Annotated in this window: 21 protein-coding genes and 2 tRNA genes; 18 read left to right on the forward strand and 5 right to left on the reverse strand. The window is 58.7% G+C overall.

The window, feature by feature from the left end:
* Positions 1-21: 21 nt before the first annotated feature.
* From H2Z84_RS06930 to bfr (H2Z84_RS06950), 5 genes are all read left to right on the forward strand, one after another.
* On the forward strand, positions 22-903 hold the full coding sequence (locus H2Z84_RS06930; protein WP_181835328.1) for an NUDIX hydrolase: 882 nt from the start codon (positions 22-24) through the stop codon (positions 901-903).
* 111 nt (positions 904-1014) lie between these two features.
* Positions 1015-1206, forward strand: a complete 192-nt coding sequence (locus H2Z84_RS06935) for a hypothetical protein (RefSeq protein ID WP_181835329.1) — start codon at positions 1015-1017, stop codon at positions 1204-1206.
* Positions 1207-1558: 352 nt separating this feature from the next.
* Positions 1559-5197 carry an ATP-binding protein gene (locus tag H2Z84_RS06940; protein ID WP_181835330.1) on the forward strand — a complete coding sequence of 1213 codons (3639 nt, stop codon included), beginning with the start codon at positions 1559-1561 and terminating at the stop codon, positions 5195-5197.
* Positions 5198-5391: 194 nt separating this feature from the next.
* The gene (bfr, locus tag H2Z84_RS06945; protein ID WP_181835331.1) at positions 5392-5862 is read left to right on the forward strand and encodes a bacterioferritin; all 471 of its coding nucleotides are present in this window, start codon (positions 5392-5394) and stop codon (positions 5860-5862) included.
* A gap of 9 nt (positions 5863-5871) precedes the next feature.
* The gene (gene bfr, locus H2Z84_RS06950; protein ID WP_181835332.1) at positions 5872-6345 is read left to right on the forward strand and encodes a bacterioferritin; all 474 of its coding nucleotides are present in this window, start codon (positions 5872-5874) and stop codon (positions 6343-6345) included.
* A 364-nt stretch (positions 6346-6709) separates the two neighbouring features.
* Here bfr (H2Z84_RS06950) and H2Z84_RS06955 read toward each other — a convergent pair.
* Positions 6710-6786: transfer RNA gene (locus H2Z84_RS06955), tRNA-Arg, on the reverse strand.
* A gap of 158 nt (positions 6787-6944) precedes the next feature.
* Here H2Z84_RS06955 and H2Z84_RS06960 point away from each other — a divergent pair.
* Positions 6945-7661, forward strand: a complete 717-nt coding sequence (locus H2Z84_RS06960) for a c-type cytochrome (RefSeq protein WP_258869322.1) — start codon at positions 6945-6947, stop codon at positions 7659-7661.
* A 72-nt stretch (positions 7662-7733) separates the two neighbouring features.
* On the opposite strand, the gene H2Z84_RS06965 is transcribed toward H2Z84_RS06960, so the two are convergent.
* Positions 7734-9749, reverse strand: a complete 2016-nt coding sequence (locus tag H2Z84_RS06965; RefSeq protein ID WP_181835334.1) for a UvrD-helicase domain-containing protein — start codon at positions 9747-9749, stop codon at positions 7734-7736.
* A gap of 157 nt (positions 9750-9906) precedes the next feature.
* On the opposite strand from H2Z84_RS06965, the gene H2Z84_RS06970 reads away from it, so the two are divergent.
* The gene (locus H2Z84_RS06970) at positions 9907-10728 is read left to right on the forward strand and encodes a symmetrical bis(5'-nucleosyl)-tetraphosphatase (protein ID WP_181835335.1); all 822 of its coding nucleotides are present in this window, start codon (positions 9907-9909) and stop codon (positions 10726-10728) included.
* Here H2Z84_RS06970 and H2Z84_RS06975 read toward each other — a convergent pair.
* Together H2Z84_RS06975 and mutM are read right to left on the reverse strand one after the other, a co-directional pair.
* The gene (locus H2Z84_RS06975; RefSeq protein WP_181835336.1) at positions 10655-11485 is read right to left on the reverse strand and encodes a lysophospholipid acyltransferase family protein; all 831 of its coding nucleotides are present in this window, start codon (positions 11483-11485) and stop codon (positions 10655-10657) included. The genes H2Z84_RS06970 and H2Z84_RS06975 overlap by 74 nt on opposite strands.
* Positions 11486-11527: 42 nt before the next feature.
* Positions 11528-12343 carry a bifunctional DNA-formamidopyrimidine glycosylase/DNA-(apurinic or apyrimidinic site) lyase gene (gene mutM, locus H2Z84_RS06980; protein ID WP_181835337.1) on the reverse strand — a complete coding sequence of 272 codons (816 nt, stop codon included), beginning with the start codon at positions 12341-12343 and terminating at the stop codon, positions 11528-11530.
* An 81-nt stretch (positions 12344-12424) separates the two neighbouring features.
* On the opposite strand from mutM, the gene H2Z84_RS06985 reads away from it, so the two are divergent.
* The 8 genes from H2Z84_RS06985 (at position 12425) to ychF (ending at position 19214) form a co-directional block, all read left to right on the forward strand.
* Positions 12425-14185, forward strand: coding sequence for a tetratricopeptide repeat protein (locus tag H2Z84_RS06985; RefSeq protein WP_181835338.1), 1761 nt, complete (start codon positions 12425-12427; stop codon positions 14183-14185).
* Entirely contained in the window at positions 14182-14733 is a 552-nt protein-coding gene (gene lolB / locus H2Z84_RS06990; RefSeq protein WP_181835339.1) for a lipoprotein insertase outer membrane protein LolB, read from the forward strand. Before H2Z84_RS06985 ends, lolB begins: the two co-directional genes overlap by 4 nt.
* Positions 14734-14776: 43 nt before the next feature.
* Positions 14777-15628, forward strand: a complete 852-nt coding sequence (gene ispE, locus H2Z84_RS06995; RefSeq protein WP_181835340.1) for a 4-(cytidine 5'-diphospho)-2-C-methyl-D-erythritol kinase — start codon at positions 14777-14779, stop codon at positions 15626-15628.
* Between the two features lie 8 nt (positions 15629-15636).
* Positions 15637-15711: transfer RNA gene (locus H2Z84_RS07000), tRNA-Gln, on the forward strand.
* A gap of 88 nt (positions 15712-15799) precedes the next feature.
* A complete protein-coding gene (locus tag H2Z84_RS07005; RefSeq protein ID WP_124642207.1) occupies positions 15800-16783 on the forward strand; it encodes a ribose-phosphate pyrophosphokinase in 984 nt (327 codons plus the stop codon).
* Between the two features lie 60 nt (positions 16784-16843).
* Complete coding sequence (locus tag H2Z84_RS07010) at positions 16844-17404, forward strand: 50S ribosomal protein L25/general stress protein Ctc (protein ID WP_181835341.1); 561 nt, start codon at positions 16844-16846, stop codon at positions 17402-17404.
* Between the two features lie 74 nt (positions 17405-17478).
* Positions 17479-18063 (forward strand): aminoacyl-tRNA hydrolase, encoded by a 585-nt coding sequence (pth, locus tag H2Z84_RS07015; RefSeq protein ID WP_199105804.1) that lies wholly within the window; start codon positions 17479-17481, stop codon positions 18061-18063.
* Between the two features lie 59 nt (positions 18064-18122).
* Complete coding sequence (ychF, locus tag H2Z84_RS07020; protein ID WP_181835342.1) at positions 18123-19214, forward strand: redox-regulated ATPase YchF; 1092 nt, start codon at positions 18123-18125, stop codon at positions 19212-19214.
* A gap of 103 nt (positions 19215-19317) precedes the next feature.
* On the opposite strand, the gene H2Z84_RS07025 is transcribed toward ychF, so the two are convergent.
* Positions 19318-21024 (reverse strand): DUF945 family protein, encoded by a 1707-nt coding sequence (locus tag H2Z84_RS07025; RefSeq protein WP_181835343.1) that lies wholly within the window; start codon positions 21022-21024, stop codon positions 19318-19320.
* A gap of 314 nt (positions 21025-21338) precedes the next feature.
* Here H2Z84_RS07025 and H2Z84_RS07030 point away from each other — a divergent pair, with 314 nt between their 5' ends.
* From H2Z84_RS07030 to H2Z84_RS07040, 3 genes are all read left to right on the forward strand, one after another.
* Complete coding sequence (locus H2Z84_RS07030; RefSeq protein ID WP_181835344.1) at positions 21339-22109, forward strand: sulfite exporter TauE/SafE family protein; 771 nt, start codon at positions 21339-21341, stop codon at positions 22107-22109.
* 112 nt (positions 22110-22221) lie between these two features.
* A complete protein-coding gene (locus tag H2Z84_RS07035) occupies positions 22222-23004 on the forward strand; it encodes a transporter substrate-binding domain-containing protein (protein WP_103524203.1) in 783 nt (260 codons plus the stop codon).
* A 113-nt stretch (positions 23005-23117) separates the two neighbouring features.
* On the forward strand, positions 23118-23777 hold the full coding sequence (locus tag H2Z84_RS07040) for an amino acid ABC transporter permease (RefSeq protein WP_103524204.1): 660 nt from the start codon (positions 23118-23120) through the stop codon (positions 23775-23777).

The following is a 23777-nucleotide window of genomic DNA, read 5'->3' on the forward strand; positions in this document are numbered from 1 at the left end:
GGCAATCTGTTCGGAGTCATCATGCAAGTGGATGGAGTCCTGGGGTATCTGGCCAAGATCACCCGTTTCGATCGCAGTGCATTCACCCCGCTCTTCATTGGCCCGCACCAACTGGGCTGTGTCAATCAGGTTTGGCTGGAGCGCCTGCTGCTGAGTGAGGCGTCCTTGTTTCGCCGCCAGCCAGCCGGGCTGGTCTGCATGGTGGAGGGCGATTACGCCGCCATCAGCAAGCAGCTGCAGGCAGCAGCACGGCGCTGGCATGAGGCAGGCTGGCTTAATGGCTGGCGCAATGAAAACTTCACCGCCTTTCTGGCGGATGGCACGCCGCTGTTCGAACTGGAGCGGGCGGCCTTCCGTCCGCTTGGACTGACCAGCCGTGCCGTGCATCTGAATGGCCTGACCCGCACCCCGCAGGGCGAAGTACGCATGTGGGTGGGGCGGCGCAGCCCGGACAAGGCGGTGGACCCCAATCGCATGGACAATCTGATGGGTGGCGGCATTGCTGCCGGTGAATCCATCGAGCTGGCGCTGGAGCGTGAAGGTTGGGAAGAGGCCGGCATTCCGGCGGACCGACTGGAGCTGTTGCCGCAAACCGGCCTGCTACTGGCTGAGCGCCCAGTACAGCGCGGCCTGCATCGCGAATGGCTGCATGTCTACGATTTATGGCTGCAGCCCAGCGAGCTGCCCTGTAATCAGGATGGCGAAGTGGCCGAGCATGTCTGCCTGTCGCTGCGCGAAGTGGAAGAGCTGCTGGTTGCCGAGCGCTTCATGATTGATGCCGCATTGGTCGCAACAGACTGTTTGCTGCGCCTGGGCTACTGGCAGCAGGCTAGTGCCGACATTGCCGCCGCCATGGCAGGCGTGTGCCACCCGCTGGACTTTGCCATTCATGCCGGCGTTTGATTGAAGTTTGGCGGCGTTTGCGGACAATCTCTTTTTGACGCGGGGCAGTTTCTGGCATGATGGTGCGAAAACCTATAAATATAGTGTCCAGCATCATGAGGAGAGAGGGAAATGTACCGCTTGCGCCTCATTTCGCGCGATTTTGGTGTCGATGACAGTGGTCCATGGCACTCGACGCACGATCAGGCGCGCAAGGCTGCCAAGCTGATGTATCTGCTTTACAAGGGAGAAATCCGCGTAGAGATACATCGGGTGGTAGATTTGCGCAGCCGTAAAATGGAAAAAGTGGAAGAGCTGCAATAAAGCAGCCACTGCAAGTTTTTTGCACTCCTGTCGTTCTGGTCCCCGGCATTCCCCCTGCTGTTTCCCCAGACTGTCTGCTGTTTTCTGTACTGGCCGTCAGTTAGTTGATGAAAATAATTTTCAAAATTCAACTGCCTGAAAGGGCGACTTTCCAATTTTCGGAATCTTCACCAATACTGTTAAGACGGTACTTGCTAGAAAAATGCGGGTTTCCACGTATCTTCGCGGGAAGGTCTAGCTAGTGACATGATTTGCTCAATCGGGCTTGTCGCGTGCTTGCCACATAGTGGCGGACATGGCGAGCAAACAGCAGATTGAACGGTCGTCTTTAATCCTTGGCAGTAGGAAAGTCATGCGCTCATTTTGGCTGTTCTTCGTCTGGCTGTGCCTGATGGCCAGCTCCATCGCCGGTGCGGCTACGCAGCCTGCCGGCGGGGCGGTGGCTTTACAGCTACGTGCGCAAAACGTGTACAGCGTACAGACGCTGGAACTGCCAGCACATGAGGCAGAATGGCTGAAGCACAAGAAGCGTTTGCGGCTGGGGATTGCCGATGATGTCCCCCCACTTGATATCAGTAATGCCGGCGGCAGCTTTCAGGGGCTGAACGCTGATGTCTTCGGCTTTGTCAGTCGCAGGCTGGGCTTGCAGCCTGAGGTCTATCGCTACCCTAGTGCGCAACTGGCACTGCAGGCACTGCAGCGTGGCGATATCGACCTGCTCAGTAGCAGCGTTGCGCTGCGCCCTGACACCGCTGGAGTAAGCCTGAGCCAGCCCTATCTGGAAGACCTGCCCATCCTGGTTGGCTATGGCGAGCCCAATCCGCACAAGCTGCGCATTGGCATGCCGCAGCATTATCATTCCCCGGCCTTGTTGCGCGAGCGCTACCCGGAAGCTGAGGTGAGCGACTACGCCTCGGTAGCCGAAGGCTTGTCAGCGCTGGCGGCGCATCAGGTCGATCTGTTTTTCGGCGATGCCACTTCTATCAATTATGTTGCCAATCAGAACCTCGTTGACGACCTGAAAGTCATTCAGCAGTTCAGCAAGCGCAATAACCAAACCTTTGCCATGCAGGCCAGCCAGACCCTATTACGCCAGGTCTTGGACAAGGCACTGAGCCTGATCCGTGAACAACAGCACCAGCAATTGATCCAGCGCTGGAGTGGCGGAACCTTGCTGCTGCAGCCACATGTATTTCCCATCGACTTCACCCCGGAAGAAAAACAATGGCTCAAGCAGCACCCCGTGCTCAAGGTGGCGGCTGGCCATAGCTTTGCCCCGATTTCCTTTTTTGACGATCAGGGAGTGTGGCGTGGGGCCAGCGCCGAGCTGCTGGAACTGATCGCCCAGCGTCTGGGCGTCCGGCTGGAAATTCGCAAAGCGCATTCGCTGGAAAACATTCTCGAGATCATGCGGCGCGGCGAGGCCGACCTCACCACCTTGCCCATCCGCAATGTCGGTAGTGCCGACAATCTGCTGTTTTCCGAGCCGCTGACCCCGCTTTCCTACAATCTGGTGGTGCGGATGAACACCGATCCGCCGCAGGGCGTGGCAGACATGCGCAACAAGGTGGTGGTGGTCAATCGTGGGCTGGTCAAGGCCATGCAATGGGAGACGATCTTCCCCGGTGCCACTTTCAAAGAGGTCAACAACCCGGTTTCCGCATTCGACATGGTGGAAAACGGCAAGGCCGACATGGCGCTGGTGGCCACCATGAACAGCCGCTACTACCTGCCGCTGTTGTTCAACGGCAAATTACGCGAGGCAAACATTACCGGTTTGCCCGGCAATGTGCTGTCGCTGGCGGTGCCGACCGATCATCGCATCCTGCTGTCGATTCTGAACAAGGCTCTGTTCAGCATCGGTCCGGAGAGCCTCGACAACCTGTTCAATGAACGCTGGCGCACTAATGTTGGGGCCAGCAACCAGAGCTGGTATGACTACAGCCTTGGCCTGATCTATCTGGTGATTGCCGTCGCCAGCTTGCTGCTGCTGGTGTCGCTGGCGTGGAACAGCCGCTTGCGCAAACAGATCGCCAAACGCCAGACCGCAGAAAAGGCGCTGAGCGACCAGCTCAACTTCATGACCACGCTGATCGATGTCACACCCTATCCGGTGTATGTGCTGGATCGCAAAGGCCAGTTGCTCAGCTGCAACGAACACTATCTGCAGGCGCTGACCCTGACCCGCGAAGAGGCCATGGGCCATCGCGACAATATCGGCGGCATTATCGATATCGACGACAAGACCCGCTCCACCCTGGCACAGGATTACCAGCTGGCCATCGAATACGGCGTGCCCATCCAGCGCGACCGTGAAGTCATGCTCAACCGCCAGCATATTTCAGCCTTTCACTGGATACAGCCCTTCCGAGATACTGAAGGTGTGATCCGCGGTGTCATCTGCGGCTGGATAGACATCAGCGAACGCCGCCGGCTGATCGAAGAGCTGCAGGCGGCCAAGGAGCAGGCCGATAAGGCCAGCCAGGCCAAAACCACCTTCCTCGCCACCATGAGCCATGAAATCCGTACCCCGATGAGCGCGGTCATCGGCATGCTGGAACTGGCCTTGCGCCAGGCCGACCATGGCGTGGTGGACCAGCCTTCGCTACAAGTGGCCTATGACTCGGCACAAGGCCTGCTGGGCCTGATCGGCGATATTCTCGACATCGTGCGCATCGAGTCCGGTCACCTCAGCCTGAACCCGGAACCCTGTAATCTGCTGGAGCAGACACGCTCTGTCATGCGCATTTTCGATGGATTGGCCAGGCAGAAGCAGCTGGGCTTGTTTCTGGATGTCGATCCGGCTACGCCGGCACAATGGCAGGTCATGCTTGATCCGCTGCGTTTCAAGCAGATCCTGTCCAATCTGCTCAGCAATGCCATCAAGTTCACCCAGCAGGGCAGCGTAACAGTACGCGTACGCCAGAGCGTGCTGTCCGACCAGCAACTGCTGGTGCAGATACGGGTCACCGATACCGGCATCGGCATCTCTGCCGAAGACCAGCAGCGCCTGTTCCTGCCATTCGGGCAGGCCGTTGCCTCGCAGCGCAATGTCCAGAGTGGTACCGGACTGGGGCTGGTCATCAGCCGCACCTTGTGTGAAATGATGCAAGGCTCGCTCACCCTCAGCAGCCGCCCGTATGATGGCACCCGCCTGGATATCGAATTGCGACTGCCGCTGTCAGAACAAGCCTATGTCGAAGTGGATGTGGCACCAGCCGCCAGCCTGCAGGCCGGGCAGTCGGACAAGCTCAGGCTGCGTATTCTGGTGGTGGATGACAATGTGGCAAACCGCCTGCTGCTATCACAGCAACTGCGCTATCTCGGCCATCAGACCGATGTCGCCGCCCATGGGCGCGAGGGACTGATCATGTGGCAGCAGGGACGATTCAACGTGGTCTTTACCGACTGCAACATGCCAGAAATGAACGGCTACCAGTTGGCACAAGCCATTCGCCAACAAGAGGAGCAAGAGCAGCTGAACCCTGTCTTGCTGTTGGGCTTTACCGCCAACGCACTGCCGGACGAACGCGAACGCTGCCGTGCTGCGGGCATGGATGACTGCCTGTTCAAACCGATCAGCCTGGCCGGCCTGCGCGGCTGTTTGCAACAGCACATGCATGGCCGCCTCAGTGAAGCCGATACCCGACAGGAGCCTAGCTACAGCCTGGACGAACTCGCCTTCATGGAGGCCGAACAGTTGCAACAGTTACTGGGGCATCTGCAACAAGGCCTGCAAGACGACATGGACTCCTTGCGCGCCCTGGTCTTGCTGGGCAATGCCGCTGGCGTAGGGCGGATAGCCCACCAGATCAAGGGTGCCGCCCGCATCATCAATGCCAGCCAGGTCATTGGCTGCTGCCAGGCGCTGGAAGAGTATTGCCGCCAGCATGAGGAGATCAGCGAACAGCAAGAAGAAGTACAGGCACTGTATGCTGCGGTCCCTGATTTGCTTGCCGTACTGAGCCAGGAGAGGGGGCTGGTGGCCTGAGCTGCCGGACATCCGCTGCATGCAATAACCGCCGGCGGCAGCGCCCACGGCGGTTATTGGTAGTATTGATAAATATTGTCATTTAAACTGCAGGAACGTCCCGCTGCTCCTGCCGGCAGCATCAATGCTGACTGGCGGCGCTGCCCATGGCCCGTGTGGCCTGCCCCGTTCAACTGCTGGAAGGACCTTTCCCCATGCAAGGCAAACAAAACATCATCGATCTGCTCAACACACTGCTGGCAGGAGAACTGACCGCCGTCGACCAATACCTGCTGCATGGCGAAGTGTATGCCGACATGGGTCTGCACAAGCTGGCAGAAAAGGCCCTGCACGAATCGGCGCATGAGCGCGAACACGCCCAGGCCATCATCCAGCGCATCCTGTTTCTGGAAGGCAAGCCCGACCTGAGCAAGCGCGAAGCACTGCAAATTGGCAGCACGGTGCCGGACATGCTCAAGTCCGATCTCGCCGTGGAGTACAAGGTCACGCGTGAACTGAAAAAGGCGATTGCCCTGTGCGAACAGGAAGCCGACTATGTCAGCCGTGAAATGCTGGTGGTGCAGCTGGACGACACAGAAATGGACCATGCCTACTTCCTGGAAAAACAACTGCGTCTGATCGAGCTGACCGGCCTGGCCAACTACCTGCAAAGCCAGATGGCATAAGGACACATCATGAAAGCCGACAAAACCGTTATCAAATTGCTCAACCAGCTGTTGCGCAACGAACTGACCGCCATCAACCAGTATTTCCTGCATGCCCGCATGTTCCGTAACTGGGGGCTGCAGCGCCTCAACGACTACCAGTACAAGCAATCCATCCGGGTGATGAAAGAAGCCGACGAACTGATCGAACGCATCCTGTTCCTGGAAGGCCTGCCCAATCTGCAAGATCTGGGCAAGCTACACATTGGCGAAACGGTGGAAGAGTGCCTGCGCAGCGACCTGCGCTATGAAACCGACGTACAGCGCCCGCAACTGGTAGCCGGTATTGCCCATTGCGAACAGAAGCAGGATTTTGTCAGCCGCGAACTGCTGCAGGAGCTGCTGGAACATTGCGAAGAAACCATAGACTGGCTGGAAACCCAGCTCAGCCTGATCCGCGATGTCAGCCTGGCTAATTATCTGCAAAGCCAGATCGGCGAGTAATCTGATTTACTCGATTTGGCTCTTGGGCATCAGGAGCCAATTACTCATTTTATTCAGCGATACTGAAGTTGCTAATGAGACACCGCAGTACTGAAGTAATGCCGTCACCTACGCGAAGCAAGACGCATTATGTTGTTACCGTTGTGCCACGCTTTTCTATCTTGGTGATGTAGCTGGAGGAGTGCTGTGAGAGTAAAACTCACTGAAAAAAAACGACAACCTATTAAAGTAGATCGCTACATGGCTGAGTATGGGGGAGCAGTAGTATGTGGAAAAGTCGTCCCGAAGTCGTCCCGTAGAGAGGGGTGATGGGAGATTTTCAGAAAGCACTTACACTGAAGTTTCTGTAAGTGTTTGATATTATTGGCGCACCCGACAGGGATCGAACCTGTGACCTTCAGCTTCGGAAACTGACACTCTATCCAACTGAGCTACGGGTGCGCTGTGATCTTGCGACTAAAGCAGGGCGGATCATAGCGCAAAGGGCATGTCCGAGTCCAGTGTATGGTTTTTGCCTTGCTTCGCGGCTTACCGTATAATCCCTCCCATCTTAATTGTCATTTTTTTCAGGCGAGGCTCGAATGAGTAATGAGAACGGAATGGCTCCCGGTCAGATCATCAAGGTCCTGATTGGCGTCGTTGTGGGTTTGGTAGTGGCGATCTGGTTGCTGGCCAAGCTGGCGACTGGTGGTTACAACGTTGATGCCGAGGTCATGACCAAGGAGGCTGTTGCCGCTCGCCTGAAGCCGGTTGGCGAATCGAAAGCCAGCGACGCACCTCCGGGCATGCGTAATGGTGAACAGGTATTCAAGGCGATCTGTATTTCCTGTCACGGTCAAGGTCTGGCTGGTTCGCCTAAATTTGGTGATGCCGGTGCTTGGGGCGCACGTATTGCCAAGGGCTGGGATACGCTGACCCAACATGCACTGCAAGGCTTCAATGCCATGCCGGCCAAGGGTGGCGCTGCTGACCTGACCGACGATGAAGTGAAGCGTGCCGTGGCCTATATGGGCAATGCTGCTGGCGCCAAGTTTACCGAGCCGCCGGTTGGTGGTGCTGGTGCTCCGGCCGATCCGGCCGTGGTGGGCAAGAAGATCTACGAAACCGTCTGCACCAACTGTCACGCTGCTGGCGTGGCTGGTGCACCGAAGTTTGGCGACAAGGCTGCCTGGGCTGAACGCACCAAGGTGGGTCTGGACGAAGTGGTAAAGATCGCCACCAAGGGCCTGAACGCCATGCCGCCCAAGGGTGGTTTTGGTGGCAGCGATGCGGAATTCCGCGCTGCCGTCGAATACATGGTGAATAACGCCAAGTAAGCAGAAGTCTCTGCCAATGAAAAACGCGCTGCTTGCAGCGCGTTTTTTTATGTCTGCTTATCTGGGTGACGATCAGCTGTCGGCTGGTTTGGTTTTTTCGGCCAGCATGGCCGTCAGGCTGGCCAGCTTGGATTTGCCTTCGCTCTTGCTGACGATGGGTTCGGCGCCAGGGCGGCCAAAGTGACGCAGATCGCCGCCATCGATCTCAGCAATAAAGCGCGATGGCTCGACAAATTGCCACTCACCAGCGCGGCGGCGTTTCACACAATAGGTGAGGGTGAGCATGCGCTGGGCGCGAGTAATGCCCACATACATCAGCCGCCGTTCTTCCTCCACCATGCCGTTATCCACCGATTCGCTGTGCGGCAGGATGCCTTCTTCAGTGCCCACCAGAAATACATAAGGGTATTCCAGGCCCTTGGAGGCGTGCAGGGTGGACATCTTGACGGCGTCGACCTCGCCTTCGTCGCGCCCTTCCAGCATGGTGATGAGGGCAATGGTCTGCGATAGCTCGATCAGGTTCTTGCCGTCGGCCTCACCCTTGCGCGCCAGCCAGGCGACCAGTTCCAGCACGTTTTTCCACTTGGTTTCGGCAATGCGCGGGCTGTCTTCGCTGTCGTACAGCCAGCCTTCGTAGTTGATGGCCTTGACTAGCTCCATGGCCAGCTCGCCAGCCGGCTCGCGGGTGGCACGGTATTGCAGGCGGTTGATGAAGTCGCAGAACTGGCTGAGCGGTTCCAGCTGTGCTGTTTGCACCTGCACGCGAAAACCGGGCTCGAAGGCGCTGGCAAACAGGCTCTTGCTGCACTGGCCGGCCCAGCCACCCAGTTTTTCCAGTGTGCCTGTGCCGACGCCGCGTTTGGGGGTGGTCACGGCACGGATAAAGGCAGGATCGTCGTCCGGGTTGGTGATCAGGCGCAGGTAGGACAGCACATCCTTGATTTCCGGCTTGTCGAAAAAGCTCTGACCGCCAGCCATCTGGTAGGGGATGCGCTGATTGCGCAGAGCCTGCTCGAAAATGCGTGCCTGATAGTTGCCTCGGTACAGGATGGCGTAGTCCTTGAATTCGGTGCGGTATTCGAATTTGTGGGCCAGCAGCCGTTGCACCACGATTTCCGCTTCGTGCTCTTCGTCTTTGCACTGCACCACATGAATCGGCTCACCCAGGCCCAACTCGCTCCACAGCTGCTTTTCAAACAGCTTGGGATTGTTGGAAATGACTGAGTTGGCGGCGCGTAGAATCCGGGCGGTGGAGCGGTAATTCTGTTCCAGTTTGATGATTCTCAACTGTGGGAAATCCTGCTGCAGCAGGCGCAGGTTTTCCATATTAGCGCCGCGCCAGGCGTAGATGGACTGGTCGTCGTCGCCTACAGCGGTAAACTGGCCGCGCACCCCGGCCAGCAGCTTCACCATCAGGTACTGGCAGGTATTGGTGTCCTGGTATTCGTCGATCAGCAGATAGCGCAATTTGCCCTGCCATTTGAGCAGGACGTCCGGGTGAGTCTTGAACAGCTGCACCGGCAGGCGGATGAGGTCGTCAAAATCCACCGCCTGGTAGGCGGTCAGCGTGTCCTGGTAGGCCAGATAGGTACGGGCGCAGATGCTTTCCCATTCGCCCTGGGCTTCCAGCAGCATCTGGTCCGGCCCCTTCAGATCGTTTTTCCATAGCGAAATCTGGCTTTGCACCTTGCGCACTTCGTCCTTGTGCGTGGTTTTCAGGATGTCGGCGATGATCTTGCCGGCATCGAAGGCATCCAGAATGGAAAACTGTGGCTTGTAGCCGAGATGCGGCGCTTCCTGGCGCAGGATCTGCATGCCCAGCGAATGGAAGGTGGACACGGTAATGCCACGGATTTCCTGCGCGGAGAGCAGCTTGCCCACCCGTTCCAGCATTTCGCGGGCCGCCTTGTTGGTAAAGGTGATGGCGGCGATATGCCGTGCCGGGATATTCCCGTGGCGGATCAGGTGGGTGATCTTGTAGGTAATGACGCGGGTTTTGCCGGAACCGGCTCCGGCCAGCACCAGCAAAGGGCCGTCAAGGTGATGAATGGCTTCGCGCTGCGGCGGATTGAGCTGAGGTGCGGACATGGGTGGAGTTCCGGCGGTGAGGCTGGCCGGGAGAAAGCCAGGGCGGCTGTCGGGCGGCGTAGCATCGTGGTAACCAAGGCCGTGCATTGTAGCATGGGGTATCATGAGACTATCCGCGGTTGGCCCGGTGCGACCTGCCGCATTGTCAGAGGTGAAGATGGCGACATACGCAATTGGCGATATCCAGGGCTGTTTCGGCCCCTTTCAGCAACTGCTGCGACAAATCGAATTCAATCCCGGCAAGGATACGCTGTGGCTGACCGGTGACCTGGTCAACCGCGGCCCGGAATCCTTGCAGGTGCTGCGCTGGGTATTTCAGCAGCAAGACCGGGTGCAGATCGTGCTGGGTAATCACGACCTGCATTTGCTGGCGGTGTCCGAAGGCTTTGGCAAGCTACACCGCAGTGATACGGTGGACGACATCCTGAACGCGGCGGATGGCAAGGTCTTGCTGGACTGGCTGCGCTGTCAGCCACTGATGATTGCTGAGCAAGGCTATGCCATGGTGCATGCCGGCCTGTTACCGGAATGGAGCATAGACAAGGCATTGCGGCTGGCTGAAGAGGTGGAGAATGGTTTGTCTGGTCCCTACTACCGTGACTTCCTGTCACGGCTGTATGGCAACAAGCCCACGCGCTGGGCTGACGACCTAAAAGGTGCCGAGCGGCTGCGCGTCATCGTCAATGCCATGACACGCATGCGTTTCATCACCCGGGAAGGGGAAATCGATCTGGCTTACAAGGGTGAGTTGGACGGGGCACCGGCCAACCTGATTCCCTGGTTCGAGGCCAAGGGCCGGCGCAGCAGCCACACGCCCATTATTTGTGGCCACTGGTCGGCACTGGGCCTGCACGTGACCGAAGACATCCTGTCCATCGACAGTGGTTGCCTGTGGGGCGGCAGCCTTACTGCACTTCGGCTTGAGGATCGACAGACGTTTTCGTTGCCGTGTCCGGCTTATCGGGAAGTGGCAGCTTGAGGCCCAGGCTGACTTCACGGAAAGCGCGCTCCGACAGGGCAAAGCGGGTAGTCAGCTCGCCTTCGCCCGCCTTCAGCGGCTGGCCGTAGGTCAGCGCGACTTCCATGGCCGGCTGCGCCAGTATCCGCTTGATGCTTTGCCAGAAGGTGGTGTCACCGGCGTAGGCCGGGGCGGTGGTCAGGCGGCCATCGGGCAGCTGGTAGCGCATCGACACCGGTTGCACCGTGCTGCGCGAGGGCAGGGCGGCTTCAAACAGCGAGGCCTTGAACGGCAGAATGCCGGTGCCTTCCGACGTTGTGGCCTCTGGAAATACCGCCATGCAGCTGCCCTTACCCAGCGCATCGGCCAGTAGTTGATTGACGCGGCTGGCATCGCGGCGATTGCTACGGTCGATAAACAGCGTACCGCCAGCATTCACCACCCAGCCGATCAGCGGCCAGGAGCGGATTTCGCGCTTGGCCACAAAGCGCGACACCGTGCAGCTGCTCAGTACGAAAATATCCAGCCAGGACACATGGTTGGCCACCAGCAGGGTATTGGGCGGATAGAAGCCCGGATTCACACCCTCCACCCGCACCGTGATGCCGAGAATCTTCAGCAGATGCCCCGACCAGCGGCGCGTGACCACGGCGCGTTCTGCTTGGGCCAGGCGCGGATAGCGGGTGGCAACGATGAAAATGCCCAGGGCAATGTGACAGACCAGGCGCAGCAAACGGCTGGCGCGGGTGAGGTAAGACGTAGTGGCGGTAGACTTCAAGGTGCGCGGCGCTTCATGTGCGGGGTTGAATGACCAGCCACTCTAGCATGGCTGACACAGCGGGCAATAGTAGGAACTCCTTTGACCTTGCCGTATCTGACGAATCGGGCTGCTGCAGATGCGACAGGCTTGTTCCTGCCGGTCGTAGACATAGTAGTCCTGCTGGAAGTAGCCGGACTTGCCTTCGGTGTTGACGAAGTCGCGCAGCGTGCTGCCGCCGGCCTCGATCGCCAGCGCCAGCACCCGTTTGATTTCGGTTGCCAGTGCGTGGCAGTCAGCACGGCTCAGCTCACATGCGGCACGGGTGGGGTTGATGCCGGCATGAAACAGCGATTCGTTGGCGTAGATATTGCCCACGCCAACCACTACATGGTTATCCATGATGACCAGTTTGATGGCTGCACTACGCTTGCTGATGGCGGCGTACAGCACATCACCGTTAAAGTCGTCGGTCAGCGGTTCCGGCCCCAGTGCCTGTAGCAGGGGATGAAACTCCAGGGGCCCGACATGCCACAGCATGGCACCAAAGCGGCGCGGATCACGGTAGCGCAGCACATGGCTGCCCAGTTTCAGGTCGATATGATCATGCTTCTGGACCGGCGTTGTCGCCGGAACATAGCGCAGGCTGCCGGACATCCCCAGATGGATCAGCAGGGAACCACTATCGAAATGGACGATCAGGTACTTGGCACGGCGCGTGACTGCGCGTACTGTCAAACCGGAAAGAATGGCATCCAGATCAGGTGGCACCGGCCAGCGCAGGCGGCCGTCACGTACGATGGCACCTTGCAGCGTGGCGCCATCAAGATAAGGTGCCACACCACGACGGGTCGTTTCGACTTCAGGCAATTCAGGCATGCTGCTTTTGCTTTCAGGACAAGATTGACTAGATCAAATAACCGAGCGTGCTATTCTACGCGTTCAACCGGCACAGACTCCATGCGAATGAAACCGCTGAATCGACCTATTTCCTTGTTGCTGGTGCTGCTGTTGTCAGCTTGCACCACCTTGAAATCCCCCTTGCACTCCAGTGCGCCGGCCCAAAGCAATGCGGAAGCGGCTGACGACGAACCGGCCGCCAGCGCCGATGACAATGCCAAGCTGCCCAAGCAGGAACTGACCCCGCAAATCGTCTATGGCGTACTGGCCAGCGAAATTGCCGCCCAGCGCGGTGCGGCCGGCTCGTCTGCGGTGACCTATCTCGATCTGGCCCGCCAGACCAAAGACCCACGGCTGGCCCAGCGTGCTGCTGAGTTCTCCCTGTTTGCCGGGCAATTGAAAGAAGCCTCCGATTCGCTAGCCTTGTGGATGGAACTGGACCCGAGTTCGCAAGTCCCGCGCGAGCAGCTGTTCATCACCATGTTGCGTTCCGGCAAGCTGGCGGAAAGCGAACCGCTGGTGGAAGACCTGCTCAAGCGCGAACCGCAGCGGGCACCGGACATTTTTGTGCAACTGGCTCGGCTGACGGCCCGTCAGTCTGACAAGAAGGCGGCATCGGCGATGGTTAATCGTCTGGCCAGTCGCTATCCGGATCTGCCGGAAGCCCGTTTCGCCGTCATCGCGGTGGCGGCCGAGATCAATGATGATGTCACCATCCAGCGCGAGTTCGACCGACTGGCGCAGATCGCCCCCAAATGGGATCTGCCAGTAGCCTGGCAGACCGACAGGCTGCGCCGTATCAAGCTGGAAATGGCCATCGACTTCCTGCAGCACGAGCTGCAGCGCCGCCCCGATGCCGGACTGGAACTGCGCACGGCTTACCCGCGTCTGCTGGTAGGGGCCAAGCGCTTTGCCGAGGCGCGTAGCGCGTTCGAAGCCCTGCTCAAGCAAAACCCGGATAATCCCGAGCTGCTGTACGCGACTGGCCTGCTGGCCTATCAATTGCGGGATCTTGACGCAGCCGACCAGCGCCTGACTGCCGCCTTGCAGCAAAAGCACCCGGAAACCGATTTCATCCGCTTCACCCTGGGGCAGGTAGCCGAAGATCGCCAGGACAAGAGTGCAGCTTATCGCTGGTATCAAAGCGTGGGCAAAGGACAGCAATATCTGCCGGCACAGGGTCGGCTGGCAGCGCTGGATGCCGCTGATGGCAAACTGGACCAGGCGCTGCAGCGGCTGGCACCGCTGGGTGAGGGGGAGCAGGAAAAAGTGCAGGTGGCCATGCAGCAGGCTGAAATGGCGCGCAATGCCAAGCGCTACGATCTGTCTTACCGCATTCTGAGCCAGGCCCTGGAACGCTGGCCGCGCTCGCCCGAGCTGCTATACGACCGGGCACTGGTTGCCGACCAGCTGGGTAATCTGGGCGATGCCGAGCGCGACCTCAAAGCCCTGCTCAAGGAAAAGCCGGATGATCCGCAGGCGCTCAATGCTCTGGGCTATACCCTGGCCAACCGCAGCAGCCGCCACCAGGAAGCACTCGGCTATATCGAGAAAGCACTCAAGGCTGATCCGGATAATCCGATGATCCTGGACAGCATGGGTTGGGTGCTGTTCAAGCTGGGCCGCAGCGAATCTGCCCTGAAATACCTGGAACGCTCCTATGCCGCCATGCAGGATAGTGAAGTTGCCGCCCATCTGGGCGAGGTGATGTGGAAGCTAGGACGCAAGCAGGAAGCGCTGAAGGTGTGGAACCGTGCCTTGGTACGCGATCCGGGCAATGAGACTTTACAGGATGCGCTCAAGCGTTTCCGTCTGCCATGAAGAACGCGTTCATCCTGACTATGCTGGCAGGCAGCCTGCTGCTGGCCGGCTGTGCCACGGAAACGGTATTCCGCCCGGCCAGCACGGTCAGTGCTGCCGCGCAGGATAGCCCCTTTACGGTAAGCGGTCGCATTTCCATCAATATGGATGGCAAGGGTTCAGTTGGGCAATTTGACTGGACCCACCAGCCCCAAGCCGACCTCCTATCGGTAAACAGCCCGCTGGGCAGTACGGTGGCGCAATTGCGGCGCGATGCTGCCGGTGTCACCTTGCTGGCTGATGGCAAAAGCTGGCAGGCAGCCAATGTCGAGGACCTGACCCACGATGTGCTGGGCTGGACCCTGCCGCTGGGCAATCTGGTGTGGTGGATACGCGGTCTGCCAGCCCCGGATGCGCCTTATCAGTTTGCCAGCGATGGCAGCCTCGACCAGCAGGGCTGGACCATACGCTTCGTCAGTGATGCCGATGCCCCCGGTCTCTATCCCAAGCGGGTAGAAATGCAGCGCGACAAACTGACCTTGCGTTTGTTGCCGCAAAACTGGCACTAGCCATTCATTGTCATTTCCGCATTTTCTCCGGATGAATTCCTGCATGTCCCCACAATTTCACAGTTATCCCGCGCCGGCCAAACTCAACCTGCTGCTGCACATCGTCGGCAAACGCGCCGATGGCTACCATCTACTGGAAACGGTATTCCGCTTCATCGACTACAGCGACACGGTGGAGTTGGCCGTGCGCGACGACGGCCAGATCGTCTTGCTCAACCCGATTGATGGCGTGCCCCCGGAGCAGGACCTAACGGTACGGGCAGCCCGTTTATTGCAGCAGGCTAGCGGCTGCAGCCTGGGCGCCACCATCCGTTTGACCAAGCGCATCCCCATGGGCGGTGGTTTGGGCGGCGGCAGTTCTGATGCCGCCACGGTTTTATTGGCGCTGAACCGGCTGTGGCAAACAAATTTTTCACGTGAAAAATTAATGGAGCTGGGTTTGTCGCTGGGAGCGGACCTTCCTGTGTTCATTTTTGGCAAAAATGCGCTGGCAACTGGAATTGGCGAAAAACTGAATGAAATCAATCTGAAACCCGCATGGTACGTGGTCATTCACCCCGGTGTTCATGTCCCGACGGCAAAAATCTTTCAGAATTTTGCCGGAAGGGTGTTGACAGAGGAAGGCACCATCAGCATAATGCGAATCCTCGAAACAACGCAGCAACGACGAAACGAGCTGCAGCAAGTTGTTTCAGAGATGTACCCGGCGGTGAATGAAGTACTGAGCGAGTTGAAAAAATATGGTTCGCCGCTGATGACTGGTTCAGGAGCATGTGTGTTTCTGGAGTGCCAGTCTGAGGAAGAAGCCGATAAAGTTTATCAGGCAATGTCCGTAAAATATAAGGGATTTGTTGCAAAAGGGCTGAATAGCCACCCCTTGCTGGACATTGAATGAAAGTTTATTGGGGAGTCGCCAAGTGGTAAGGCACCGGATTTTGATTCCGGCATTCGTAGGTTCGATCCCTACCTCCCCAGCCAAGACTTTCTCTCAATAGAGAGAGCATGAAAAAAGCGTGTAAGAATCCCTTACACGCTTTTTCTTTATCCTGCTAAGGCAAATGGAATCATGGCGTCATACGACAGTTTGATGGTATTTACCGGGACCGCTAACCCGGAACTCGCTCAAAACGTGGTCAAGCATCTGGATATCTCCCTCGGCCGCGCCGATGTCGGCAAGTTCAGCGATGGCGAAGTCGCCGTTGAACTGCTGGAGAATGTCCGTGGTCGCGACGTGTTTATCCTGCAGTCCACCTGTGCTCCCACCAATGACAACCTGATGGAAATCCTGACCATGGCCGATGCGCTCAAGCGTGCTTCTGCCGGCCGGATTACCGCAGCCATTCCTTATTTTGGCTACGCCCGTCAGGACCGTCGCCCGCGCTCGGCACGTGTACCGATCTCCGCCAAGCTGGTAGCCAATATGCTGACCAGCGCTGGTATCGACCGTGTACTCACCGTCGATCTGCACGCGGACCAGATCCAGGGTTTCTTCGACATCCCGGTGGACAACGTCTACGCCACCCCGGTGCTGCTGAAAGACATCCGTGCCCAGCGCATTGACGATCTGATCGTGGTCAGCCCGGACGTGGGTGGTGTGGTACGTGCCCGTGCCATGGCCAAGGCCCTGAACACCGACCTCGCCATCATCGACAAGCGTCGTCCCAAGGCCAATGTGGCCGAGGTGATGAACATCATCGGTGATGTATCTGGCCGTACCTGTCTGATCGTGGATGACATGATCGATACCGCCAACACCCTGTGCAAGGCCGCTTCCGCTCTGAAAGAGCGCGGTGCCCAGCGCGTGCTGGCCTACGCTACCCATGCGATTTTCTCCGGCCAGGCCGTGGATCGCATCAAGAATTCTGACATCGACATGGTCGTTGTCACCGATACCATTCCGTTGACTGCACAGGCCTTGGCCTGCCCGAATATCCGGGTTGCCAGCATCGCCGGCCTGCTGGCCGAGACGCTGCGCCGCATCAACAACGAGGAATCGGTGTCCTACCTCTTCAATGAGGAACTGGTTTCGTCGGGCGCTTGCCTGCCGTAACATCAGGCCCGCTGGTCGCGGCGGGGCTGGTGCCTTTAACTTGAAATACTGGAGCTTTACATGGCTTATGAATTGATCGCCGCCAAGCGCGAAGAGATGGGTACTGGTGCGAGCCGCCGCCTGCGTCACGCTGGCAAACTGCCGGCCGTGGTATACGGCAATGGTGCTGCTGAGTCCATCGTTCTGGACCACAACACCGTATTCTACGCACTGAAGGAAGAAGCATTCCACTCTGCGATTCTGGATCTGGTTATTGACGGCCAGAAGCAAGCTGTCATCCTGCGTGACTTCCAGAACCACCCGTACAAACAGCAAGTGATGCACATTGATTTCCAACGTGTTGACCTGAGCCAAAAAGTACACGTAAAGATTCAACTGCACTTCGTTAACGCCGACCAATCGGACGCCGTTAAGCTGCAAGGCGCCAAGATCAGCCACATCATCAATGAAGTGGAAGTTCGCGCACTGCCGGGCGACCTGCCGAAGTTCATCGAAGTTGACCTGTCTGCCATCAAGGTAGGCGAAGCTGTACACCTGTCCGACCTGAAACTGCCGGCCGGTGTTGAAATCGCCGCCCTGGTTCGTGGCGAAGACGCAGCCATTGCTCTGGCCAACGCCTAAGCATTAGTGCTTGTTTGACAAGGGCTCGTTGTGAGGCTACCCGCCCGCAGCGAGCCTTTTTATTGGAATTCTCGATCATGTCTGCCATTCGCATGATTGTCGGTCTGGGCAATCCCGGCCCGGATTACGAAAAGACCCGTCACAATGCCGGCTTCTGGCTGCTGGACGAGTTGTGCTGGAAATACAAGGGCAACTGGCGTACCGAGGGCAAGTTCCATGGTGATATTGCCCGCGTCCAGATTGAAGGCCAGGATATCTGGCTGCTCAAGCCGCTGACCTTCATGAATCTGTCCGGTCAGGCCGTGCTGGCGCTGGCGCATTTTTACAAGATTCTGCCCGATGAAATCCTGGTCGTGCACGACGAGCTGGACCTGCCACCGGGCACGGCCCGCCTCAAGCAGGGCGGCGGCCATGGCGGCCATAATGGCTTGAAAGACATCGCCGCGCGGCTGAGCTCGCCGGCGTTCTGGCGCTTGCGTCTGGGCATTGGCCATCCGGGCGACCGTAATGAAGTGGCCAATTTCGTGCTGAAAAAGCCACGTGCAGAAGAGCAGGGCGCCATTGATGACGCGGTGCTCAAATCACTGAATTATCTGCCGCTGGCCATTGCCGGCAATATGGCGATGGCCATGAAAGAGCTGCATACTGCAGCCAAGTAATGAACCGGGCCGGCGCGAACGGCCCGCCTGATTGTGAATCGATTGCAAGGAATGCTGACATGAGTCTGAAGTGCGGTATTGTTGGCCTGCCCAATGTTGGCAAGTCCACCCTGTTTAATGCGCTGACCAAAGCCGGCATCGAAGCCGCCAACTATCCCTTCTGCACCATCGAGCCGAACGTGGGCATCGTGGAAGTGCCGGATCCGCGTCTGGCCGAGCTGGCCAAGATCATCAACCCGCAAAAAATCCAGCCGGCCATCGTCGAATTCGTCGATATCGCCGGCCTGGTGGCTGGTGCGTCCAAGGGCGAAGGCCTGGGCAACCAATTCCTGGCCAACATCCGCGAAACCGACGCCATCGTCAACGTAGTGCGCTGTTTTGACGACGACAACATCGTGCACGTGGCTGGCAAGGTCGATCCGATTGCCGACATCGAAACCATCGGCACCGAACTGGCACTGGCCGACCTGTCTTCGGTCGAAAAAGCCATGCAGCGCGAAGGCAAGAAAGCCAAGTCCGGCGACAAGGACGCACGCTCGCTGATCGCCGTGCTGGAAAAGCTGATGCCACATCTGGACCAAGGCCTGCCGGTGCGCTCGCTCAAGCTGTCCGATGAAGAAATCACCATCATCAAGCCCTTGTGCCTGCTCACCATCAAGCCAGCCATGTATGTGGCCAACGTGTCCGAAGACGGCTTCAAGAACAATGCCTACCTGGACAAGCTGCAAGCACTGGGCGAGCGTGAAGGCGCGCCGGTGGTGGCATTGTGCGCCGCTATCGAAAGCGAAATTGCCGATCTGGAAGACGCGGACAAGACTGAGTTCCTGGCGGAAATGGGCCTGGAAGAGCCGGGTCTTGACCGTCTGATCCGTGCTGGCTACAAGCTGCTGGGCCTGCAAACCTACTTCACCGCCGGGGTGAAGGAAGTACGCGCCTGGACCATCCACGTGGGCGATACCGCCCCGCAGGCTGCCGGTGTGATCCACACCGACTTCGAACGCGGCTTCATCCGCGCCCAGACCATTGCCTATAACGATTTCGTCACCCTGGGTGGCGAAGCCAAGGCCAAGGAAGCTGGCAAGATGCGCTCGGAAGGCAAGGAATACGTGGTGCAGGATGGTGACGTGATGAATTTCCTGTTCAACGTCTAAGTTAGCTGCGGCTTTGGCCGCTGTTGCATGTGAAACGCCCCTGGATGGTTCATCCCAGGGGCGTTTTGTTTGGTGGGGTGTTAGCTGGCTTGGTGCGGCTGGCTTAATGCTCGGCACAGCGCATGATGGCGCGGTCGTTGGGCAGGCTCAGACAGTGTCTGAGGTCGCGTTGCGGGCCGGGCAGGGCATGGTGTGCTGTGGCCGGTTTGGCCGGTGCGGCCTGACTGGTGGCTGCCGGTGCGGCGGCTTCGGCTGGTGCTGGGCTGGGCTTGGGGCTTGCCGGAGCGGTATGGACGGCTTGGTTATCGGCCGGCGCAGCTGGCGCGATAGCTGGGGTGGCCGCTGGGGTGGCGGCAACGGATGGGAGCGGGGTGATGGGCGCGGCGGGGGCCGGCTGAACCGGTGCGCCGTTCATGCCACTCATGCCACTCATGCCGGCCATGGCTGCCGGCAGATTGAGTGGCTGGCCGTTGGCCTTGATGCCGCTGCCGTCAATCTGCAGGCTGCTGCTGATGAACTTGCCATCGTCCTTGATCAGCCCCTGTGCTTGCCATTGCGCGAGCATGGCATCGGCGCTTGCCCTTGCCTGGGCGGTTTGTCCGAGGCCACCGCTGCGGGGGAGCAGGCCATCGAGCAGACTACGCTCCAGAGTCATGCCGGCTTGCAGGCTGCTGCGGCGCTGTCCTTGTGCGGCCAGCCACGCCAGGGTGATGTCGGCCGGTTTGACGCCGGAGCCATCGAAACTGATGGCGAAGTTGGCCTTGAAACTGCCTTGTGGCATGTGGAAGGACAGGCGGTCCAGCTTGAAATTGGGGGATTGGGCCAGGAAGCCGCCCATGTATTTGTAGACCAGTGCCATGGATGCCTGCTGCATGGCGGCAGGGTTGGCGCGTAGATCGGCACGGTTGTTCAATGTCAGCGCTTCGGTTTGCCAGGCGGTCAGCGTCTGTTTGTGCAGATTGTTATAGCTGAAATCGACGTCGATATTGTCCTGCTGGATGGGCTGTAGCCCGGGAGGAAGTCCGGACGGTGTCAGCTTGAGGCTGGACAAGTGGGTGCGGTAGCTGATGTCGACATTGCCTGCCTTATCGCGCACGCTGACATCCAGATGGGCGGGGCCGAGCTGGGCCAGCGGCATGCTGTTGCTCAGCAGGCTGGCACTGTCGAATTGTTGTGTCAGCTGCGAGGTCCACGGTTCATCCGGTGTGCTGAAGGCGGCCAGGCTGCCATTGAGCTTGAGATTGACCATGCTCAGCTCGATACCGCCAGCACTTGCTGGACCGGCGCGGTAGCTGATACCGGGCAGCGTAAGGTCGTATGTGATGGGCTGCCCGGGCTGGGTCCGCGTGGTACCGGCGATGCTGAAAGTGAGCGTGCCGGTCGGGCTGCTCAGTGTGACGTCCTGCCCGGAAATGTGGTTGGTGCTGCTGCCATCGGTAGAGCGAATGGTGTAAAGCTGCAGTGGCAACGGTTGGCCTGCCTGGCCTTGGGCATCCAGTGGAGTGAGGGTGATGTCAGTGCGCGACCAGCGCACGAAGGGCAGGGGGAACTGGTTGACGTGAAAGTCGAACTGCAAGGTTTGCAATTGATTGCTCAGCGGCAATTTCAGCAAGGCGCGGGCGCTGGAACTGAACCAGCCGCGATCAAACTGCTGCAGACTGAACACCGACCCGGTGGCTGTGTTGGCCAGCGTGGCGAAGTCGCTGCGCATCTTGTCTTCGGTACGCATGCCAACAATGCCCGGGGCAATGCCGCACCACCCTGCTACGGCCAGCACCAGGATGGCGGCGGCTCCTTTGATCAGCTTCATGTTTTCTCCCTGCAGCAGTGGATGCTGGCTGCCTTGTCGGCTTATGCCGACAGACTAACAGGGCTGCTGGCTGGCGGCCAGTCTGCTTGGAGCCGCTAACAAAAAACCTGCTGCCGTGTTGCGCCGCCTTGCCGTACTACTGCAACTGTCGGCTTCGGTGCGTCTTGTCCCAGGGCGCTGCGCTATTTTGTTAGCTGCTCTTGGGATGCTGCGCGACTCAAGTTGTTGCCATTGCGGGAAAACCCGAGTGTTTTTCTTTGGTATCCAAGGCAGAATGGCGCCTGGCGTGTCGCCGATTTCCTGCGGAGCTGTTTATGTCTACCTTGTCCCTGCCACTTCCCCTGCTGGCATTGATTGCCGCTGCAGGCTTGTATGCAGGCATTCAGAATGCGCTGGCCGGTGGCGGTTCTTTCATTACCTTTCCCGCCTTGTTATTGGCCGGGCTGAATCCGCTGGCGGCCAATATGAGCAGTACCATCGCACTGTTTCCCAGCCAGATCACCTCGGCGCTGGCCGGGCGCAAGCTGGTGGGCGGGGTAGGGCCAGTGCCGTTTCGGCAGCTGTTTGTGGTCAGCCTGATTGGCGGTGTGCTGGGGGCAATGTTATTGCTGTCGACGCCGGTGAGCATCTTTACCCGGCTGGTACCCTGGCTGGTGTTGTTTGCCACCAGCGTGTTTGCCTGGGGCAGTTTTCGCCGCAAGCCGGTGGTGGACCCGGATGCGCCGCCGCGTCATCTGCCCACTCCCTTGCTCTTGCTGATTCAGGGGGCGATTGCCGTTTATGGCGGTTATTTTGGTGGTGGCATCGGGTTTTTGATGCTGGCCGCGCTCACCATTGCCGGTCAGCAGGTGCGGATGGCCACGGCCACCAAGAATGCACTGGCCATGACCATGAACGCCTCGGCCGTGGCGATCTTTGCCTTTTCTCCGTTGATCAACTGGTCGGCAGTGTTGGCGCTGGGCGCCGGTGGTATTGCCGGTGGCGTGGTGGGTGGCTGGCTGATGCACCGCCTGCCGGAGCGGCAGTTGCGCGGCTTTGTGGTGGTGGTGGGCAGCTTGCTGACTGTGTGGCTGTTTGTGCGTTGAAGTCGGCGTATGCTGTGTCCACTGTAGAAGTTGCTGGCTTGCCGGCGTGAGTATTGATATATTCCGCCTTTGATTAAATTGTTTGTTTAAAATAACTCAGGGTTATTTTGATATGAAAAAAATTCTGCTGGCTACCCTTATCGCCACCTTCGCTGGCCACGCTCTGGCGGCGGACCTGCTGGACACCGTGAAACAGCGCGGTACGCTGAAAATTGCCGTGGAAGGGACCTACCCGCCCTTTACCTTCAAGGATGCCAATCAGCAGCTCACCGGCTTTGATGTGGAAGTGGCTACCGAAGTGGCCAAGCGCCTGAAGGTCAAGCCGGAATTCACCACCGGCGAGTGGAGCGGCCTCTTGGCCGGCCTGCAGGCTGGCAAGTTTGACGTGGTGGTCAATCAGGTGGGCATTACCGACAAGCGCAAGGAAACTTTCGACTTTTCCCAGCCTTATACCTATTCCAGCGCCCAGCTGATCGTGCGCAAGAACGAGAGCCGCGTGTTCAAGTCGCTGGATGACCTGAAAGGCAAGAAGGTTGGCGTGGGCCAGGGCAGCAACTATGCCGACATGGTGAAGGCGGTGAATGGCATCGAGGTGAAGGTGTATCCGTCGGCACCGGAAAACCTGCAGGATCTGGCCACCGGCCGTATCGACGCCGCGCTCAACGACAGCCTGCTGATTCCCTTTGCCATCAAGCAAGCCAAGCTGCCCTTGAAGGCTGGCCATCCGGTGGGTGACATCACCACCATGGGCATTCCGTTTGCCAAGAACAACCCCAAGTTCAAGCAGGCAGTGGACAAGGCCTTGAATGACATGAAGGCCGACGGCAGCTTCAAGAAGATTTCGGTCAAGTGGTTTGGTATTGATGTCTCCAAGGCGCCGACCGCTGCCAAGTAAGCGGGTCTGGCCCTCTGCGGGCATCGTGTTTTACCGTCAGTACCATTAGAATGTGCTGATTACTGCGCCCCTGCCAGTCAGGGGCGCAGCTGTTTCTGAATGGGGATGAATGCATGGAATGGGCAGGACTGATCGAGGCCGCCTTGCCGGTGATGCTCAAGGGCGCGCTGTATACACTGCTGTTTGCGGTGGTGGCCATGGTGCTGGGTTTGCTGCTGGGCTTTGTGGTGGCTCTGCTGCGGGTGGGCAAGGTGCCGGTGCTGTCGCAGCTGGTGGCTTTTTACGTGAGCGCCATGCGTGGTACGCCGCTGCTGGTGCAGATTTTCGTGATTTATTACGGCTTGCCGGGCATCGGCATCGAACTGGAGCCGGTACCTGCCGGTGTGCTGGCGCTGACGCTGAACGTGGCGGCCTATCTGTCGGAAAGCCTGCGTGGCGGTATCGCCGGGGTTGAGCGCGGCCAGTGGGATGCCGGCCTGTCGCTGGGCTTGAGCTGGTGGCAGACCATGCGCTATATCGTGGCACCGCAAGCGCTGCGCCTGTCGGTGCCCAGCCTGTCCAACTCGCTGATCAGCCTGATCAAGGACACCTCGCTGGTGTCGGTGATTACCGTGACCGAGCTGATGCTGGCCACCAAGGAAGTGATCGCCCAGACTTTCCAGCCCTTGCCGCTCTACCTCGGCGCGGCTGCACTGTACTGGATGATGAGCGCCAGCTTCGAGCGCCTGCAGAAGCGGGTGGAGCGCAAGCTGGAGCTGGCGCACCAGCGTTGA

Origin of the sequence: Aquitalea aquatica, assembly GCF_013911085.1 — a bacterium.
Taxonomy (GTDB): Bacteria; Pseudomonadota; Gammaproteobacteria; order Burkholderiales; family Chromobacteriaceae; genus Aquitalea; species Aquitalea aquatica.

Bases quoted from the DNA above. Each gene is read 5' to 3' on its own strand.
- mutM (WP_181835337.1), bottom strand. From the start codon at position 12,343: ATGCCTGAATTGCCTGAAGTCGAAACGACCCGTCGTGGTGTGGCACCT.
- bfr (WP_181835331.1), top strand. From the start codon at position 5,392: ATGCAAGGCAAACAAAACATCATCGATCTGCTCAACACACTGCTGGCA.
- H2Z84_RS06930 (WP_181835328.1), top strand. From the start codon at position 22: ATGCAAGTGGATGGAGTCCTGGGGTATCTGGCCAAGATCACCCGTTTC.
- H2Z84_RS06985 (WP_181835338.1), top strand. From the start codon at position 12,425: ATGCGAATGAAACCGCTGAATCGACCTATTTCCTTGTTGCTGGTGCTG.
- ispE (WP_181835340.1), top strand. From the start codon at position 14,777: ATGTCCCCACAATTTCACAGTTATCCCGCGCCGGCCAAACTCAACCTG.
- H2Z84_RS07030 (WP_181835344.1), top strand. From the start codon at position 21,339: ATGTCTACCTTGTCCCTGCCACTTCCCCTGCTGGCATTGATTGCCGCT.
- H2Z84_RS06935 (WP_181835329.1), top strand. From the start codon at position 1,015: ATGTACCGCTTGCGCCTCATTTCGCGCGATTTTGGTGTCGATGACAGT.
- H2Z84_RS07025 (WP_181835343.1), bottom strand. From the start codon at position 21,024: ATGAAGCTGATCAAAGGAGCCGCCGCCATCCTGGTGCTGGCCGTAGCA.
- H2Z84_RS06940 (WP_181835330.1), top strand. From the start codon at position 1,559: ATGCGCTCATTTTGGCTGTTCTTCGTCTGGCTGTGCCTGATGGCCAGC.
- H2Z84_RS06965 (WP_181835334.1), bottom strand. From the start codon at position 9,749: ATGTCCGCACCTCAGCTCAATCCGCCGCAGCGCGAAGCCATTCATCAC.
- ychF (WP_181835342.1), top strand. From the start codon at position 18,123: ATGAGTCTGAAGTGCGGTATTGTTGGCCTGCCCAATGTTGGCAAGTCC.
- H2Z84_RS07010 (WP_181835341.1), top strand. From the start codon at position 16,844: ATGGCTTATGAATTGATCGCCGCCAAGCGCGAAGAGATGGGTACTGGT.
- H2Z84_RS07040 (WP_103524204.1), top strand. From the start codon at position 23,118: ATGGAATGGGCAGGACTGATCGAGGCCGCCTTGCCGGTGATGCTCAAG.
- H2Z84_RS07005 (WP_124642207.1), top strand. From the start codon at position 15,800: ATGGCGTCATACGACAGTTTGATGGTATTTACCGGGACCGCTAACCCG.
- H2Z84_RS07035 (WP_103524203.1), top strand. From the start codon at position 22,222: ATGAAAAAAATTCTGCTGGCTACCCTTATCGCCACCTTCGCTGGCCAC.
- H2Z84_RS06960 (WP_258869322.1), top strand. From the start codon at position 6,945: ATGGCTCCCGGTCAGATCATCAAGGTCCTGATTGGCGTCGTTGTGGGT.
- bfr (WP_181835332.1), top strand. From the start codon at position 5,872: ATGAAAGCCGACAAAACCGTTATCAAATTGCTCAACCAGCTGTTGCGC.
- H2Z84_RS06970 (WP_181835335.1), top strand. From the start codon at position 9,907: ATGGCGACATACGCAATTGGCGATATCCAGGGCTGTTTCGGCCCCTTT.
- lolB (WP_181835339.1), top strand. From the start codon at position 14,182: ATGAAGAACGCGTTCATCCTGACTATGCTGGCAGGCAGCCTGCTGCTG.